The organism is Terrabacter terrigena (assembly GCF_042676085.1).
GTDB lineage: Bacteria > Actinomycetota > Actinomycetes > Actinomycetales > Dermatophilaceae > Terrabacter > Terrabacter terrigena.
The window spans coordinates 1-16,959 of record NZ_JBHTKH010000018.1; the positions used below are offsets into that span (position 1 = coordinate 1).

The window sequence follows — 16,959 nt, forward strand, 5'->3', positions numbered from 1 at the left end:
CGGTGCTGTCGTAGGTGACCTCGGCGGCGCGGGTCGCGCCGCGGATGACGGCGTTGAGGCCGGGACAGTCCCCGCCCCCGGTGAGAATGCCGATGCGCATTGGGTGGACTTTCGGAGAGTGGGCAGCAAACAGGGTGTCGTGGCGGCGCTGACGCGACGATGTGAGCCTAACCACACCGGGGGCACGACGTCAGTCCCGCGTCCATGGGCCGGTCGCCGCCGTGGACACTGCCTCTACAGTTCGGGTATGAGCGACACGGCCGCGCACCCCTCCCAGCATCCTGACGAGAACCCTGGCGTCCGGCTCCGCGAGGTCCTCGCGCAGATGCCCGACTACAAGCCGGGCAAGCCGGCGGCGGCGCCCGCAGGCGTGACGGCGTACAAGCTGTCGTCCAACGAGAACCCGTACGGTCCGCTGCCGTCGGTCCTCTCCGCCATCGACGACGCGGCGGCCTCGGTCAACCGCTACCCCGACATGGCTGTCACCGCCCTGACGCAGCGGCTCGCCAAGGCGCTCGACGTGCCCGCCGAGTGCCTCGCGACCGGCACGGGCTCGGTCGCCGTGCTGGCGCAGATCGTCAACGCCGCCTGCGACGCGGGCGACGAGGTCGTGTTCGCCTGGCGCTCGTTCGAGGCCTACCCGATCGTGACGCAGCTCGCCGGCGCCAAGCCGGTCATGGTCGGCCTCGACGAGCGGGCACGCCACCGCCTCGACGCGATGTTCGCGGCGATCACCGACCGCACCCGGGTCGTGCTCGTCTGCACCCCCAACAACCCGACGGGCCCGTGCGTGCACCAGGCCGAGCTCGAGGCCTTCCTCGACAAGGTGCCGAGCGACGTCATCGTCGTGGTCGACGAGGCGTACGTCGAGTTCGTCCGCGACCCCGAGGCCGTACGCGGTCTCGACGTCTGGCGCGACCGCCCCAACGTCGTCGTGCTGCGCACGTTCTCGAAGGCCTACGGCCTCGCGGGCCTTCGCGTCGGGTATGCCGTCGCGCACCCCCCGGTCGCCGCCGCCCTGCGCAAGACGGCCACGCCCTTCGGCGTGAACTCGATCGCGCAGGCGGCCGCCATCGCCTCGCTCGACGCCTTCGACGAGCTCACCGAGCGGGTCGAGACGCTCGTCGCCGAGCGCGACCGGGTGGTCCGGGCGCTCACCGACCAGGGGTGGAAGCTGCCGCAGTCCGACGCGAACTTCGTGTGGTTCCCGCTGGGCGCCGACTCGACCGCCTTCTTGCAGGCGTGTGAGGAGGCCGGGCTCATGGTGCGCCAGTACGGCGACGACGGCGTGCGGGTCACGATCGGTGAGCCCGAGGCGAACTCCAGACTCGTCGAGGTCGCAGGCCGTTTCGGGGCGCGCTGATCGAGGCGACAATGGAGTGAGCCGCGACGGGCGCGGCACCGAGAGGAAGCGATGGCGCTCCTGCGCGAACGGGTCCCGGCCGGCGTGGCCGCGCTGGTCGGCGTGGCCCTCGCAGCCCCTTCCGTCGTCGCGCCCACCTGGCGGCTGACCACGCTCGACAGCGAGCGTGGGGTCATGCTCTTCGACCAGCAGGACTGGGGTTGGGGCAGGTCCGAGCTGCTCGGTGCCGGTGGAGCTGTCGTGCAGGACCTCCAGAACCCGTTCGGGCTCGTGCTCCTCGTCGGCCTGCTGGCCCTCACGGCGGCCGGCGCGGTCGCCTGGGTCGTCACGACGTCGCCCTGGGCCAGCGCGGCACCCGTCGCGTCGGCGGCGCTGCTGGGCCGGCTCGCCACGACCGTCTCCGAACGTCATGGCCGCTCGGTCCGTGACGACGTGCACGGGCTCGCCGCCACCGGGAGCTCCACCGTGGCGGGCACGTCGGAGTCACTGGCTGCCGTCCTGCTCTGCGTCGCGGTCCTGCTGATGGTGCTCTCGCTCGCCCACTGGCGTATGCCGTCCGCCTGGGTCGCGCGGCTGCGCCGGCTCACCGACGAGCGCCGCGGGACCGACCCGACGGCAGACGAGGCCGTGACGACGGGGCGTCCGCGCTCGACGATCAGCAGCCGACCTGCCGGCGAGCACCTGTCGGGGCCCGCCGTCGGGCTGGGCGACCCCGAGCGGGACAAGACATGACCTGGCCGACTCCGGTCCGAGGACGACTCGTGGGGACGTTGCTCGTCCTGGGCGGTGTCGCGTGCGCCGTGCCGTCGATGGTGTGGCCGACGAACACCATCACCTTCACCCCGACACCTGACCAGGTGGCACAGGGCACCGAGGCGCAGCGCATGGCCTTCTGGTCATGGGGCCGGGTCGCCGACGCGAGTCCCGGCACGACCGACCCGTCCATCGACTTCGGCAGCCCGTGGGGGCTGCTGCTGCTCGGCGTGGCACTGCTCGCAGGGGTCGTCGCGGCGGCGAGCCACGCGTTCCGCCGCGGTTCGGACGGCCTCCTGGTCGGAGCCGCGGGCGCGTCGTGGCTCGCGGCGAGCCTGGCTGCCGGCGTCGGCCAGACGGCGGGGCGCATGCAGGGCTACTTCGGCTTCACGGAGGGACTCACGGCCGACACGACCGCGGTGGGTGTGTTCCAGCTGGCGGCACTGGTCGTGCTGCTCGGCGGGCTCGGGGCCATGGTCCGTCGGCCGGCTCTGGCGTTCGCCGGGGCTGTTCGGGCGCGAGGCTCCGCGCTCCTGGGGTCCACGCGTCGGCGGACGTCGACGCGCGGTGCGGGGCCTGCCCTCGGCGCCGACGGGACGCCGGCGCCACCGCGCGTCGGCACGGCGACCATCCGCGACGTGGAGCCCGGAGCACACCCCGGGTGGGGCGGCCGCGCAGTCGGCACCGGATCAGGCAGTCCCAGGAACGGGGGGCGTTCCGGTGTCGGCTTCTCCGACGACGCCCAGGACCGCAGTCCCGCTCCCGTCGCAGACCCCGAGCGGTTCCGGCCACCGCGATGACGGTCGACCCGGCCCCGCCTGCCGCCCGCAACGACCCCATCGACCGTACGCAGCTGGTGACCCACGTCGGAGCGGTGGCAGGCCTCGTTGGCGTGCTGCTCGCGGCGACGACGACGATCTGGCCCACGCTCGTGCTGTCGCTCCGCATGCCCGAGGTCGGTGACTTCACGCGTGGGTCGGAGCGCCGCTTCTGGGCGTGGGGGCGCGACGTCGTCAGCTACACGTCCCACGGACTCGTGCTCGACGACGACCTGGGGCCACACCCGTTACCACGCCTCGTGCTGCTCGTGGCGGTCCTGCTGCTCGCCGCCGTCAGCCTCGTGGGTCTGCTCCTCCGGCCCGGACGACGCAGCGAGCTGCTCGGCGCCACCTGCACGGCGCTCGCTCTGGGCGCCGTGGCCGCGTCGGCGGTCTGGCGCTTGTCCTTCGACGACCGGACGGCCATGCTGCAGCCGGGCGTCCGCGCCGTGACGACGGCCGCCGGCTGGTGCGAGACCGTCGCGGCGGTGCTGTTCGTCGTCGCGCTGGCGCTGTTGCTCGGACCGCAGCTGTTCCCGCGGGCCAGCGGCGCCGCAGGGTCCTGGGTCGCCGAGTCCTGGCGGCGCGTGCGCGAGCTCGACGACGCGCCGGGCTCGCAGGTCGGGTTCACCGACGACCTCACTCATGACACCGACGACCGCACCGACCACCGCACCGACGACCGCACCGACGACCGCGGAGCCGAGCGGCGCTGACCGGGACCCGCCGCTTCTCGGGGCCCCGGAGCGTGGGTGCCGGGCCGTACCGTCGGGTCATGGACATGAAGCTCGAGCTGGTGGGCGTGCCCGTGACCGATGTCGACCGGGCCAAGGAGTTCTACGTCGAGAAGGTCGGCTTCAACGCCGACCACGACTACACCGTGAGTGACGAGATCCGGTTCGTGCAGCTGACGCCGCCCGGCTCTGCCTGCTCCATCGCGATCGGCAGGGGCCTGACCGAGATCGTGCCGGGGGGCCTCGACAACCTGCAGATGGTCGTCGCCGACGCCGACGCGGCGCGCGCCGAGCTGGTCGGCCGCGGGGTCGAGGCGTCCGAGGTGGACGAGCAGCCCTGGGGACGCTTCGTCTACTTCTCCGACCCCGACGGCAACAAGTGGTCCCTGCAGCAGCTGCCGGCCTGGTCGGCTGGTGCCGGTGGTGACGGCGTCGACCCACAGACCGGCGCCTGACGGCGGTGCCGGTGCTCCGCCGGGCAGTGCCGCTGCTGCTCGTTGCGGACCGGTGCTCGGTTCTTGCTCCGTCCAGCGGAGCAAGAACTGATGGGCAAGCACCGCCACAAAAACCCCCCGGGGCTCGGATCTTGCTCCCCTCAGCGGAGCAGGTACCGATGGAGGGGCTCGCGGGGGCGCCCCGATGTCGGCCCGGCGGCATACCTTCGGGGCATGCTCACAGCTGTCGCCGTCTCGGGCTACCGGTCGCTGCGAGACGTCGTCGTGCCGCTCCACGGGCTCGACGTCGTCACGGGTGCCAACGGCAGCGGCAAGTCGAGCCTCTACCGCTCGCTGCGCCTCCTCGCGGGCTGCGGGCGCGGCGACGTCATCGGCACGCTCGCGCGTGAGGGCGGTCTCCAGTCGGCGCTCTGGGCCGGCCCGGCGACGCTCGGCGGTGCGCGCGACCGAGGGCACGCGGTCCAGGGGACGCGGCGCAAGGGGCCGATCAGCCTCCAGCTGGGCTTCGCCTCCGACGACTTGGGCTACCTCGTCGACCTCGGCCTGCCGCAGCAGTCCTCAGGAGCAGAGGCTGGAACGCCATCGGCGTTCCTGCGCGATCCCGAGATCAAGCGCGAGGTCGTGTGGTCCGGGCCGGTCATGCGCCCCGGATCGGTGCTCGTGCGCCGTCGGTGGGGAGTCGTCGAGACCCGGGGCGCCCTGGGCGGCGACGACGAGCGGGGCGGCTGGGGCGCGGGCTGGGGTGGCAGCGACGGCGACGACGAGTGGGGCGAGTGGGAGTCCGACCCCGTCGAGGCGCCCGGCTCGCACGCGGGGTCCCGCGCCGCCTACCGCGACACCGGACCCGCAGAGGGGGCAGCCGCCCGATCCGCGGCCAACGGCCGACGGGCCCGCCCCGGGTGGACCGAGCTGACCCGGTCGCTGCGGCCCTGGGAGAGCATGCTCACCGAGCTGGCCGACCCCGAACGGGCGCCCGAGCTGCTCCGCGTCCGCCGGATGATCGGGGGCTGGCGCTTCTACGACAGCTTCCGCGCCGACTCCGACGCCCCGGCCCGCACGCCACAGGTCGGCACCCGCACCCCCGTGCTCGCCGACGACGGGCGTGACCTGGCTGCGGCCCTCCAGACCATCCGCGAGCAGGGCGGTCGTGACCTCGACCGGGCCGTCGCGGACGCCTTCGACGGGGCCATCCTCGACGTCACCGTCGACGGCGGTCGCTTCGACGTCGCCCTCCACCAGCCCGGCATGCTGCGGCCGCTGGCCGGGGCCGAGCTCTCCGACGGCACGCTGCGCTACCTGCTGCTCGTCGCGGCGTTGCTCACCCCCGACCCGCCGCCGCTCATGGTGCTCAACGAGCCCGAGACCTCGCTCCACCCCGAGCTGCTGGCCCCGCTGGCGCGCCTCATCCGCGCGGCAGCCGAGCGCAGCCAGGTGATGGTGGTCTCCCACTCCCACGCGCTCATCGACGCGATGCGCCTCGTAGAGCCCGACGAGGAGGGCGACATCCCCGTCGGCCTCGGCTCGCCCGCCCGTGGCATCACCCTGGTCAAGGACCTCGGCGAGACCTTCGTGCAGGGGCAGGGCCTGCTCACGACGCCCGCGTGGTCGTGGGGCACCCGCCGCTGACGCCACCGTCCAGCGAGACCCACGCATCCGGCATACGGCCCCCGCTGCCCAGCGGGCCGGGCGTGGAGGTGCAGCATCCCGCCGGACCGTCCACGCCTGCCGCGAAACCGTCCCGCATTGTGAGATTCGCAGGCCTCTCCGGTAAGTTCCGGGTCGAGGACCAAGCACGTGTCCGTCGTCACGAACGGCGGTCCTGCGCCCCCCAGAAGCCGACAGCGGGTGACCCCCGTTTGCGGGCCGAACGAGTAGGCCGGTCTCACCGGCGAAGGAGCCCCACGTGAGCGACAAGGTTGTCGCGGAGCTGCACGAGCCGACCCCCGCGGTCGGCGACGGTGGCCCGGACATGATCCAGTTGCTGACCCCCGAAGGTCAGCGCGTGTCCCATCCCGACTACGACAAGTACGTTGCGGACCTGACACCCGAGGACCTGCGGAGCTTCTACCGCGACCTCGTCCTGATCCGTCGTCTCGACGCCGAGGGCTACGCCCTCCAGCGTCAGGGCGAGCTCGGCCTGTGGCCCAGCCTGCTCGGCCAGGAGGCCGCCCAGGTCGGCTCCGGTCGCGCGCTCAAGCCGCACGACTTCGTCTTCCCGACCTACCGCGAGCACGGCGTCGGCTTCGTGCGCGGGATGGACCCGCAGAGCTCGCTGCAGCTCTTCCGCGGCGTCAGCCAGGGCGGCTGGGACCCGCAGGAGAACAACTTCCACCTCTACACGATCGTCATCGGCGCCCAGGCGCTGCACGCCACCGGCTACGCCATGGGTGTGCGGATGGACGGCAACGTCGGCACCGGTGACCCCGAGCGCGACACCGCCGTCATCTGCTACTTCGGCGACGGCGCCTCCTCCCAGGGCGACGTCAACGAGGCGTTCGTCTACGCGGCGAGCTTCGATGCCCCGGTCGTGTTCTTCTGCCAGAACAACCAGTGGGCCATCTCCGAGCCCGTCGAGAAGCAGACCCGCATCCCGCTGTTCCAGCGCGCCCGCGGCTTCGGCTTCCCGGGCGTCCGCGTCGACGGCAACGACATCCTCGCCACGTATGCCGTGACGCAGTACTGCCTCGACGAGGCGCGCAACGGCAACGGGCCGCTGCTCATCGAGGCGTACACGTACCGCATGGGTGCCCACACCACGGCCGACGACCCGACGAAGTACCGCGTCTCCGCCGAGGTCGAGGAGTGGAAGTTCCGCGACCCGATCCTGCGCCTCAAGACCCTCCTCGCCCACGAGGGCATGGCCGACGAGGCATTCTTCGCCGGCGTCGACGAGGAGGCCGACCGCTTCGCCGCAGAGCTGCGCGAGGGCTGCGTCACGATGGAGACGATGGCCGGCGAGACGATGTGGGACCACATCTACGCCGAGGACCACCCCGTCATGGAGGCGGAGCGTGCCGCCTACCTTGCCTACAAGGCGAGCTTCGAGGAGGCGAACTGATGGCGCTCGAGAAGGTCACCCTCGGCAAGAGCATCACCAACGGCCTGCGCAAGGCCATGGAGGCCGACCCGAAGGTCGTGCTCATCGGTGAGGACATCGGCAAGCTCGGCGGCGTCTTCCGCATCACCGAGGGCCTGCAGAAGGACTTCGGCGAGGAGCGGGTCATCGACTCGCCGCTCGCCGAGTCCGGCATCGTCGGCACCGCGGTCGGCATGGCCCTGCGTGGCTACCGCCCCGTCTGCGAGATCCAGTTCGACGGCTTCGTCTACCCGGCCTTCGACCAGATCGTCAGCCAGGTCGCGAAGATGCGGGCTCGCTCGCTCGGCGCGCTCAAGATCCCGATGGTCATCCGCATCCCGTTCGGCGGCGGCATCGGCAGTCCCGAGCACCACTCGGAGAGCCCGGAGGCCTACTTCGCCCACACGGCCGGCCTGCGCGTCGTCGCGTGCAGCAACCCCGAGGACGCCCACTGGATGATCCAGCAGGCGATCGCGTGCGACGACCCGGTCATGTTCTTCGAGCCGAAGCGCCGCTACCACGACCGCGCCGAGTACGACACCTCCGCGCAGACGTCCCCGCGCGGGCTCTTCGAGGCCAACGTGCTCCGCGAGGGCACCGACGTGACGCTGCTCGGCTACGGCCCGGTCGTCAAGACGATGCTGGAGTCGGCCGCCGCGGCCGAGGCGGAGGGCACGAGCATCGAGGTCATCGACCTGCGCTCACTGTCGCCGCTGCCGATCGAGACGATCGTCAAGTCGGTGCGCAAGACGGGCCGTCTCGTCGTCGTCCACGAGGCGAGCAGCTTCCTCGGCATGGCGTCCGAGATCTCGGCGCAGGTCACGGAGCAGTGCTTCTACGAGCTCGAGGCACCGGTCATCCGCGTCAACGGCGCCAACATCCCCTACCCGCCGAGCCGGATGGAGGAGGAGTTCCTCCCCGACCTCGACCGCATCCTCGACGGCGTCGACCGCGCGCTCGCGTACTGAGAAGGGCTGCGACACATGGCAATCAAGACGTTCAACCTGCCCGACCCCGGTGAGGGCCTCGTCGAGGCCGAGATCGTCGAGTGGAAGGTCGCGCCCGGCGACTCCGTCAAGGTCAACGACATGGTCCTCGAGATCGAGACGGCCAAGTCGCTCGTCGAGCTGCCCATTCCCTGGGCGGGCACCGTCAAGGAGCTGCTCGTCGAGGTCGGCCAGACCATCGACGTCGGCACGCCCATCATCTCGATCGACGACGGCAAGGGCGGCGACGAGGCTCCCCAGGCTCCTGCCGCCGGCGCCGCGTCGGCCGAGGGTACCGGCGCGTCGGAGGCCATCCTCGTCGGCTACGGCGCCAAGGCCGGTGCCACCGCGCGCCGCCCGCGCAAGGCCGCCGGTGCGGCGCCCGTCGCGTCTGCTCCGGCCGCGTCCGCACCGACCGCGTCCGCGCCGACCGAGACCGAGCAGATCGCTGAGGCAGAGCCGGTCGCCGAGCCGGTCGCGCCCGCACCGCGCACCGAGTCGCCGGCTCCGCCCGTCGCAGAGCCCGTCTCCCGCGAGGGCAGGCCGAAGGCGAAGCCGCCGGTGCGCAAGCTCGCCAAGGACCTCGGTGTCGACCTCTGGTCCGTGCAGGGGTCCGGCACCGACGGCATCATCACCCGTGACGACGTCCAGGCATTCGTGTCCGGCTCGGGTTCCGCTGCGGCGCAGGCTGACTCGGCCCCGGCCACGTCGGCGGTCAACGGTGTGGCGGCACCCGGCGCGGCGGCATACGCCCCCTTCGGCTCGGGCCCGCGCGAGGAGCGCATCCCGATCAAGGGCGTGCGCAAGATGACCGCGCAGGCGATGGTCGGCTCCGCCTTCACGGCGCCGCACGTCACCGAGTGGATCACCATCGACGTCACCAAGACGATGGAGCTCGTCGACCGCCTCAAGGGCAGCCGCGAGTTCAAGGACGTCAAGGTCACGCCGCTGCTCGTTCTGGCCAGGGCGCTTGTCCTCGCGGTCAGGCGCAACCCCGGCATGAACGCCACGTGGGACGAGGCAGCGCAGGAGATCGTCCAGAAGAACTACGTCAACCTCGGCATCGCCGCAGCGACGCCGCGGGGCCTGATCGTCCCGAACATCAAGGACGCCCACGGCATGACCATGCTCGAGCTGGCGCAGGCCATCGGCTCGCTCACGGCGACGGCCCGCGAGGGGCGCACGCAGCCGGCCGAGATGTCGGGCGGCACGATGACGATCACCAACGTCGGCGTCTTCGGCGTCGACAGCGGCACCCCGATCATCAACCCGGGTGAGTCGGCCATCGTCTGCTTCGGCGCGATCCGCAAGCAGCCGTGGGTCGTCACCGACGCCGACGGCAACGACGAGATCGCGATCCGGCACGTCACGCAGCTGGCCGTCAGCTTCGACCACCGGCTCATCGACGGCGAGCTCGGCTCGAGGTTCCTCAGCGACCTCGCGGCGATCCTGTCCGACCCGGCGCAGGCCCTCGTCTGGGGCTGACCCCCCCGCGCACCACCGGACGCCGCGTTCGGTCTCGAGCTCAGTGTTGCAACACGCAGTTCGGCACCGAACGCGGCGTTCGCGCGTGCAGGAACCGGGTCAGGTGCCGGTGACGCGGCGCATCACGACGTCCATCACCCGGTCGGGGAGCAGCCGCCGCGCGGTGATGATCGTCCTCGCCCCACGGCCGGCCGGGTAGCGCGCAGCAGGGTTCGCCGCCTCGAGCGACACGAGCACCTTCTCGGCGACCGCCTCGGGCCCCGACACCTGGGACGAGGCGTACGTGCGCCGGAACATCGCCGCCATGCGGTGCGCGGTGTCCTCGTAGACCGTGCCGCGTGACCAGGCGAGGATGCCGTCCGCGGCGATGCCATCCCACTCCGAGACGATCGGCCCGGGCTCGACCAGCACGACGTCGATCCCGAACGGCGCCAGCTCGAGCCGCAGGCTGTCGCTCCACCCCTCCACCGCGAACTTCGTGGCGTGGTACCAGGCCCCGAGCGGCTCGTAGATCTTGCCGCCGATGCTCGAGATGTTGACGACGGTCCCGGACTGCTGGCGGCGCATCCGCGGGATGACGAGCTGGGTGAGGCGGGCGAGCCCGAAGACGTTGACCTCGAACTGCCGACGGGCCTCCTCGATCGGCACGGTCTCGACAGGGCCGTAGGAGCCGTAGCCCGCGTTGTTGACGAGCGCGTCGATGCGACCCTGCTCGTCGAGGACGCGGCGCACCCCGGAGACCATCGAGTCGTCGTCGGTGACGTCCATCGCGAAGGCCGTGACCCCGCGCGCCGCCAACCCCGCCATCCGGTCGACGCGGCGGGCGACGGCATACACGGTCCACCCCGCCTCAGCGAGAAGGACGGCGATGGACTCGCCGATGCCGGCGGACGCTCCGGTGACCAGGGCAACCTTGCTCATCCCCACACCGTATGCGGCCCTCCCGCCCCACCGTCGAGAGGCCGCGTGTGGCCGCCTGACCACAGCCGAAAGGCCAGTTCTCGTGGGGAGAGCTGGCCTTTCGACCTGCCCGGGGCGGCCGGAACCGGCCTCTCGACGGTTGGGGGGTGGCGGGTCAGCGGGTGGCTGCTGCCTCCTGCTCGGCGGCGCGGGCGTTCTGCCGGTCGACGAGGTAGGCCGCGCCGAGGTCGTCACCGACCGACGACAGCAACCGGATGTCGACCGCCTCGTGCCGCGCGGCGACGGTCGGCTCGACGGTCGTCATGACCGTGCGGGCGTCGCGCTCGGCCACGGCGGTCGCGAGCTCGCGCTTGAGCGCGTCGTCGAGCACCCCGCCCAGCGCCTTGGCCCGGGCCCCGACCTCGACGGCGAACCGTTCGGTCTCGGCGGCCAGCGCGATGTCCTCGGTGGTCAGCATGCGCGCCGTCCGGTGCAGCAGGGCCGCGCCGGCGTCGAGGTCGCCGTCGCCGAGCCGGGTCACGGCCCGCGTCAGCAGTGGACGGTCGCCCTGGAGGGCCGAGTCGGCGAGCAGCCCGAGGCGCAGTCCGAGCAGGCGCTCGTGCGTACGCGTGTTGCCGGCCTCGCGGCCGAGCGGCACCTTGAGCTCGTCGTCGGGCGCCGACTGCGACAGCGTGTCGAGGATCTCGATGCCGGCCTCGTCGGGCGTGTGCACGGTGTCACGCAGCGGGAGCTCCTTGATGAACAGGGCGGCGAGCAGCGCGAGGGCGAAGGGCACGAGCCCCCAGACGAACACCGTGTGCAGGGAGTCGGCCAGCCCCTGCTGGACCCCGGCCGCGACCTGGGGCGGGAGCGTGGCGAGAGCGGACGGGTCGAGCACCGAGCCGGCGCTGACCTGCTGGCCGGAGGCCTGCATCTGCTTGACGACCGAAGCGGGCAGGTGCGAGGCGATGTTGCCGGCGAGGCCGCTCGTCATGATCGTGCCGAACACGGCGGTGCCGACGGTCGACCCGACGTTGCGGAAGAACTGCGTCGACGCCGTCGCGACTCCGAGGTCCTTGCGCTGGGCGGAGTTCTGGATGATCAGGGTGAAGACCTGCAGCGCCATGCCGAGGCCGACACCGAAGACGATCATCGACAGGGTGAGCTCGGTCTGGCTCGAGCCGTAGTGCAGCTGGGTGAGCAGCCAGAAGCCGACGCCCATGATGAGGATGCCCGCGATGGTCTGCAGCTTGTAGCGCCCGGTCTTGGTGATGACGAGACCCGAGACGATCGACAGGCCGATCATCGCCACCGACATCGGCATGAGGATGAGGCCGGAGTTGGTCGCCGAGGCGCCGAGCACACCCTGCGCGTAGACGGGCAGGTAGATCATCGCGCCGAACATCATGACGGAGACCATGAACGCCGCGATGTTGGAGAGCGTGAAGAGCGGGCTCTTGAAGAGGCGGAGCGGCAGCACCGGCTCGACGGCCCTGCGCTCGATCGCGATGAAGGCGCCGAGCGCGACGACGCCTGCGGCATACATGCCGATGATGGCGGGGGAGCCCCAGGCGAGCGTCGTGCCACCGAGCGACGTGGGCACGAGCAGCAGGATGAGCGTCAGCGACAGGACGCCGATGCCGGCCTTGTCGACGACCGACTCACGCGGCGTGTGCTCGAGGTGCAGGAAGCGGCTGATGCCGAAGAACGCGAAGACGCCGATGGGCAGCGTGATGAAGAAGAGCAAGCGCCAGCCCCAGTGGTCGGTGACGAAGCCGCCGACGAGCGGGCCGAGGATCGAGGCGAGGCCGAACACACCGCCCATGAGGCCCTGGTACTTGCCACGCTGACGCGGCGGGATGATGTCGCCGATGATGGTCTGCGACAGCGGCATCAGGGTGCCCATGCCGGCGCCCTGGATCGCGCGGGCGGCGATGAGCCACCAGAAGTTCTGCGCGAAGCCGGAGAGGATCGAGCCGGCCATGAAGACGACGAGACCGCCGAGGTAGAAGCCGCGTCGCCCGTAGAGGTCGCTCATCTTGCCGACGATCGGCACGGTGATCGCGCTGACGAGCATCGCGGCGGTGGCGAGCCACGAGTAGTGGTCGATGCCACCGAGCTCGGCGACGATGCGCGGCATCGCCGGACCGACGATCGTCTGGCTGATCGACGCGACGAGCATGCCGAGCATGAGCGCGATGAAGATGTTGCGGGTCGAGCGGTCGAGGCCGGTGGGCGTGGCGCCGGTCGTGGCAGGTCGGGAGCTCGTGTCCACTCCTTGGGTCGTCTGGGGCATGCCTGCCACGGTACGCCGATTGTGCAGTGACTGCAAAATTGCAGTTACTGCATCCCCGTGCGAGCATGAGGGCATGAGCACGACCCCCGTCATCGACGACGCCTGCGGCCTGCGCGAGCGCAAGAAGCGCGAGACCCGCCGTGCGATCAACCTCGCCGCCCTCGACCTCGTCGAGGAGAAGGGCTTCGCGTCCGTCACCACCGAGGAGATCGCAGCCCGCGCAGGCGTCAGTGCCCGCACCTTCTTCAACTACTTCCCGTCGAAGGAGGCCGCGGTCATCGGCACCACCGCCGAGGAGCTGGAGTCGTATGCCGCCGCCCTGGAGGAGGAGACGCAGGGCGAGCCGCCGCTCGACGCCCTCCGTCGCATCCTCGCCGGGATGCTCGCGCCCGCCTCGGTCGACCGTGAGCTGCGGGCCAAGCGCCGCCGCATCCTGCTCGGCGAGCCCGCCCTGGCGCCGGCGCTCGTCGGCAACAACATCCGCATCGAGAACGCCCTCACCGCGGCCCTCGAGCGACGCCTCGGGGTGCGGCCGGGGGAGTCGCTGGAGCCTCGCCTGACGGTGGCCGTCGCCATCGCAGCCGTGCGCGCCAGCATCGAGCACCAGCAGAACGGCGGGTCGGGCCGGCTCGAGCGCAACATCGACCAGGCCTTCGACCGCATCGCCGCCGGGCTGCGCTGAGCGGGGTCAGCCCCTGGTCGGCCCCGCGCTCACCGGACTCGCGGGTGACCGGCGTGCTCGACGCAGGTGCGCGCCGTCGGCCTGGCCTCGAGACGTGCGGCCGGGATCGCCTCGCCGCAGACCTCGCAGCGCCCGTACACGCCCGCCTCGAGCCGCGCCAACGCGGCGTCGACCTCGTCCAGGTGCTCCCGGGTCTGGTCGACGAGCGCACCCAGCTGCGACCGTTCGTACGCGATCGTCGCTCCCTCGGGATCGTGCTCGTCGTCGGCGTTCGACCCCTCCGCGGCGTCGACCACGAGGTCGTAGCCGCGGCGGAGCGCCTCGAGCCGCTCGACCGTCGTCCTCCGGTCGCCCTCGAGCCTGTCGCGGGCGTCGCCCTGTTCGCGCATGCCGCCATTGTCGCGCCGTGCGGCACCGCCCTGCGCCTTCCGAGGAGGCGTCCCTCGCCCGGCACCACGCTCCGACATGATGGGGCGCATGAGCGACCCCAGTGGAGTGGTCTTCCCCCTCGACCCGACGTCCGGGCGCCGCAGCACCACCGCGACCGGCCGAGCCGTCGTGGCGGACGCGCTGCGGCGTGTCGACCCCGTCGGAGCCGCCTCCGCCGAGCGCGAGACGAACTGGCGACAGGGCTACCTCCCGCACTTCCGACGGCTCGTGGAGGCCGGACTGACCTCCCCCGAGGCCGCGCGTGCGATCGCCCGGGACGGGCTGGAGTCGCTGCACGACCGCATGAGGTGGTCGGCGGCGGACGGCGACCGCCCGCTCGAGGACGCGTTCGGCGACGACGGCCGCACCCGCACCCTGGGCTCCGAGACCGTCCGTGGGACCGGCACCCCCGACCGCACGCTCTCGGTCCCGTATGCCGGTGAGCGGCTCTCGGGCGATGCCCTGCGCCGCCGGCTGGACGCGTGGGTGCAGGCCGGCACCATCGAGCCCAGCTGCGCCGAGGCGGTCGGCCTCGTCATCGACAACCCCGACTGGCTCGACCTGTCGGACCGCACCGTCGTCGTGCTCGGCGCCGCCGCGGAGATGGGTCCTCTCCGCTCCCTGCTGCGGTGGGGCGCCGACGTCGCGGCGGTCGACCTCCCGCGAAAGGAGCTGTGGGACAGGCTGATCGGCGACACGAGCCGACTGGCGGGGTCGGTTACTCTGCCCGTTCGTCAGGGGGTCGAGCCGGTGAGCAGCAGGGCTGGTGGCGACCTGGTGCACGACCTCGCAGCGGTCACCCGCTGGGTCGCCGGCCTCGAGGGCCGCCTCGTCATCGGCAACTACGTCTACGCCGACGGCGAGACCAACGTGCGGGTGTCCGTTGCGGTCGACGCCCTCACCCGGCACGTCGTCGATGCCAGGGGTCGGGACGACGTCGGGCTCGCGTTCCTCGCGACCCCGACCGACGTCTTCGCCGTGCCGGGAACGGCGGTCGAGCACTCCGTCGACAGCTATGCCCGCCGTCGCACCTCCAAGGTGCTGCGCGTCCCGCTCCGCACCGTCAGCGGGGGCAGGCTGCTCCGGCGCAACTACGTGCCCGGACAGGACCCGGGCATCAACGACAGCGTCGTGCTCCAGCAGGGACCCAACTACCTGCTGGCCAAGCGGCTCCAGCGGTGGAGGGCGACGGCATACCGCGGCGACGGAGGGCTCGTGTCGTTCAAGGTGGCGCCGCCGACGCGCACCCGGTCCGTCGTCAAGAACCGTGCGCTCGCCGCCGCGTACGCCGGTGCACACCGCTTCGGCATCGAGGTCTTCGAGCCCGGCACCGCCAACACCCTGATGGCGGCGCTCCTCGTCCACGACCTGCGCACGGGGTCGCCGGCGCGCCCGGAGCCCTGGCAGGACGAGGCGTACGCCGCGGCCCACGGCGGCCTGTGGACCTCCGCCTACGACCCGCGCAGCGCTCTCGGCCTCGCCGCCCTCCTCGGTCTCGCCTCGGCCCGCTGACGTCCGGCGCCGGGGCCCAGAGGGGCGGCACGCCGGCTGAGTCCTGTGTCTCAATCCGGCCCCGGACTTGGCCTCGACGGGTGCGAGGCTCGATGCTGTCTCCCATGGAAGAGCAGGTCGCGCAGCGACCACGGGTGAGCGAGCGGTCGCCGGAGCGGGGCCTCGGTGGCACCATCAGCGCGCCGCGCACCCTCGTCCCGGCGCTGCTGGCCGCCATCGCCTACGTCGACCCCGGCAACTTCGGGGTCAACATCACCTCCGGTGCCGAGCACGGCTACGCGCTCGTGTGGGTCGTGGTCTTCGCCAGCTGCTCGGCGATGGTGATCCAGTACATCGCGGCCAAGCTCGGCATGGTCACCGGCAAGAGCCTCGCCGAGCACAGCGCCGAGCGCTTCCCGGGCGTCGGCCGCCTGCTGCTCTGGGCCCAGGCCGAGCTCGTCGTCATCATGACCGACCTCGCCGAGATCGTCGGCGGCGCCATAGCCCTCAGGCTCCTCTTCGGCATGCCGCTCATGGCCGGCGCCGTCTGTGTCACGCTCTTCAGCCTCGTCGTGCTCGCGCTCAAGGTGCGCGGCCGCAGCCACTTCGACTCGGTCGTGCTCGTGCTCCTCAGCGTCATCATCGGCTCGCTCGTCTGGCAGGTCCTCATCGCCGACGTCGACCGGGTCGCGCTGCTGCACTCGATGGTGCCGAGCCCGCTCGACGCGTCCGCCGCGCTGCTCGCGGTCGGCATCGTCGGTGCCACGGTCATGCCGCACGCGCTGCACTTCCACTCAGCGGCCTCGCGCGGCCACGACGACGGCACCGTCGAGGTGAGCCAGGCCGCACGCCTGCGCGCCGGCCGCCGCACCGTGCGCAGCGTCGTCGTGGCCATGTCGGTCGCCGGGGTCGCCAACATCAGCCTCGTCGTCTTCTCCGCCGCGCTGCCGTCGGAGGCCGGGGCGAGCATCGAGACCGCGTATGCCGCCCTCGGGGCCGGCGCGGGCCAGATCGCCGCGACCATGCTGGCCGTCGCCCTCCTCGCGTCGGGCCTCGCCTCCACCCTCGTCGGCGTGCAGACCGGCGACGTCGTCATGCAGGGCTTCGGACGTCGACCCATCGCGCCGCTCCTGCGCCGCATGGTGGCGGTCGTGCCCGCCCTCGTCATCCTCGGCATCGGCATCGAGCCGACGAACGCGCTGGTCTGGAGCCAGGTCGTGCTGTCGTTCGCCCTGCCGGGCACGCTCGTGCCCCTGCTGCTCTTCACCCGCGACCGCCACCTCATGGGCGCGCTCGTCAACCACCGCCTCACCACGGCCGTCGCCGCGCTCATCACGGCGGTCATCGTCGGGCTCTGCGGCTACCTCGTGCTCACCGGCCTCTGACAGCACGAGGCTCGGGCGGACACGGCACACGGCCTCGGCGAGGTCCGGGCACGACGAGGGGCGGAGCCCGTCGGACTCCGCCCCTCGTGCTTCTCGTTCGGCGGCC

General features: G+C 72.1%; 16 protein-coding genes. 12 read left to right on the plus strand and 4 right to left on the minus strand.

The genetic code is table 11. The annotated features are described in order from the left end of the window. The coding region (locus tag ACFQ2V_RS18705; protein WP_386054528.1) for a 6-phosphofructokinase at positions 1-100 on the minus strand (100 nt) is incomplete at its 3' end. A 147-nt stretch (positions 101-247) separates the two neighbouring features. On the opposite strand from ACFQ2V_RS18705, the gene hisC reads away from it, so the two are divergent. From hisC to ACFQ2V_RS18750, 9 genes are all read left to right on the plus strand, one after another. After that, entirely contained in the window at positions 248-1,363 is a 1,116-nt protein-coding gene (hisC, locus tag ACFQ2V_RS18710) for a histidinol-phosphate transaminase (RefSeq protein ID WP_386054422.1), read from the plus strand. A 51-nt stretch (positions 1,364-1,414) separates the two neighbouring features. Continuing rightward, positions 1,415-2,095 carry a hypothetical protein gene (locus ACFQ2V_RS18715; protein WP_386054424.1) on the plus strand — a complete coding sequence of 227 codons (681 nt, stop codon included), beginning with the start codon at positions 1,415-1,417 and terminating at the stop codon, positions 2,093-2,095. Positions 2,096-2,124: 29 nt separating this feature from the next. Continuing rightward, on the plus strand, positions 2,125-2,916 hold the full coding sequence (locus ACFQ2V_RS18720) for a hypothetical protein (protein ID WP_386054425.1): 792 nt from the start codon (positions 2,125-2,127) through the stop codon (positions 2,914-2,916). Continuing rightward, on the plus strand, positions 2,913-3,650 hold the full coding sequence (locus ACFQ2V_RS18725) for a hypothetical protein (RefSeq protein WP_386054427.1): 738 nt from the start codon (positions 2,913-2,915) through the stop codon (positions 3,648-3,650). Before ACFQ2V_RS18720 ends, ACFQ2V_RS18725 begins: the two co-directional genes overlap by 4 nt. A gap of 59 nt (positions 3,651-3,709) precedes the next feature. Next, a complete protein-coding gene (locus ACFQ2V_RS18730) occupies positions 3,710-4,123 on the plus strand; it encodes a glyoxalase superfamily protein (protein WP_386054428.1) in 414 nt (137 codons plus the stop codon). A gap of 213 nt (positions 4,124-4,336) precedes the next feature. Continuing rightward, the gene (locus tag ACFQ2V_RS18735; RefSeq protein WP_386054430.1) at positions 4,337-5,749 is read left to right on the plus strand and encodes an AAA family ATPase; all 1,413 of its coding nucleotides are present in this window, start codon (positions 4,337-4,339) and stop codon (positions 5,747-5,749) included. Positions 5,750-6,026: 277 nt separating this feature from the next. After that, the gene (pdhA, locus tag ACFQ2V_RS18740) at positions 6,027-7,181 is read left to right on the plus strand and encodes a pyruvate dehydrogenase (acetyl-transferring) E1 component subunit alpha (RefSeq protein ID WP_386054432.1); all 1,155 of its coding nucleotides are present in this window, start codon (positions 6,027-6,029) and stop codon (positions 7,179-7,181) included. Next, the gene (locus tag ACFQ2V_RS18745) at positions 7,181-8,167 is read left to right on the plus strand and encodes an alpha-ketoacid dehydrogenase subunit beta (RefSeq protein ID WP_386054434.1); all 987 of its coding nucleotides are present in this window, start codon (positions 7,181-7,183) and stop codon (positions 8,165-8,167) included. The genes pdhA and ACFQ2V_RS18745 overlap by 1 nt, the downstream gene beginning before the upstream one ends. A 15-nt stretch (positions 8,168-8,182) precedes the next feature. After that, positions 8,183-9,670, plus strand: a complete 1,488-nt coding sequence (locus ACFQ2V_RS18750; protein WP_386054435.1) for a dihydrolipoamide acetyltransferase family protein — start codon at positions 8,183-8,185, stop codon at positions 9,668-9,670. A 99-nt stretch (positions 9,671-9,769) separates the two neighbouring features. Here ACFQ2V_RS18750 and ACFQ2V_RS18755 read toward each other — a convergent pair whose 3' ends face one another. Continuing rightward, positions 9,770-10,591, minus strand: coding sequence for an oxidoreductase (locus ACFQ2V_RS18755; RefSeq protein WP_386054436.1), 822 nt, complete (start codon positions 10,589-10,591; stop codon positions 9,770-9,772). 154 nt (positions 10,592-10,745) lie between these two features. After that, positions 10,746-12,866, minus strand: a complete 2,121-nt coding sequence (locus tag ACFQ2V_RS18760; protein WP_386054438.1) for an MDR family MFS transporter — start codon at positions 12,864-12,866, stop codon at positions 10,746-10,748. Positions 12,867-12,939: 73 nt separating this feature from the next. On the opposite strand from ACFQ2V_RS18760, the gene ACFQ2V_RS18765 reads away from it, so the two are divergent. Next, the gene (locus tag ACFQ2V_RS18765) at positions 12,940-13,548 is read left to right on the plus strand and encodes a TetR family transcriptional regulator (RefSeq protein WP_386054440.1); all 609 of its coding nucleotides are present in this window, start codon (positions 12,940-12,942) and stop codon (positions 13,546-13,548) included. 29 nt (positions 13,549-13,577) lie between these two features. On the opposite strand, the gene ACFQ2V_RS18770 is transcribed toward ACFQ2V_RS18765, so the two are convergent. Further along, the gene (locus ACFQ2V_RS18770) at positions 13,578-13,937 is read right to left on the minus strand and encodes a TraR/DksA family transcriptional regulator (protein WP_386054441.1); all 360 of its coding nucleotides are present in this window, start codon (positions 13,935-13,937) and stop codon (positions 13,578-13,580) included. Positions 13,938-14,025: 88 nt separating this feature from the next. Between ACFQ2V_RS18770 and ACFQ2V_RS18775 the strand changes: the two genes are divergently transcribed. Together ACFQ2V_RS18775 and ACFQ2V_RS18780 are read left to right on the plus strand one after the other, a co-directional pair. Beyond that, positions 14,026-15,489, plus strand: a complete 1,464-nt coding sequence (locus ACFQ2V_RS18775; protein ID WP_386054443.1) for a hypothetical protein — start codon at positions 14,026-14,028, stop codon at positions 15,487-15,489. Between the two features lie 104 nt (positions 15,490-15,593). Then, on the plus strand, positions 15,594-16,853 hold the full coding sequence (locus tag ACFQ2V_RS18780) for an Nramp family divalent metal transporter (protein WP_386054444.1): 1,260 nt from the start codon (positions 15,594-15,596) through the stop codon (positions 16,851-16,853). The last annotated feature ends 106 nt before the right edge of the window (positions 16,854-16,959 follow it).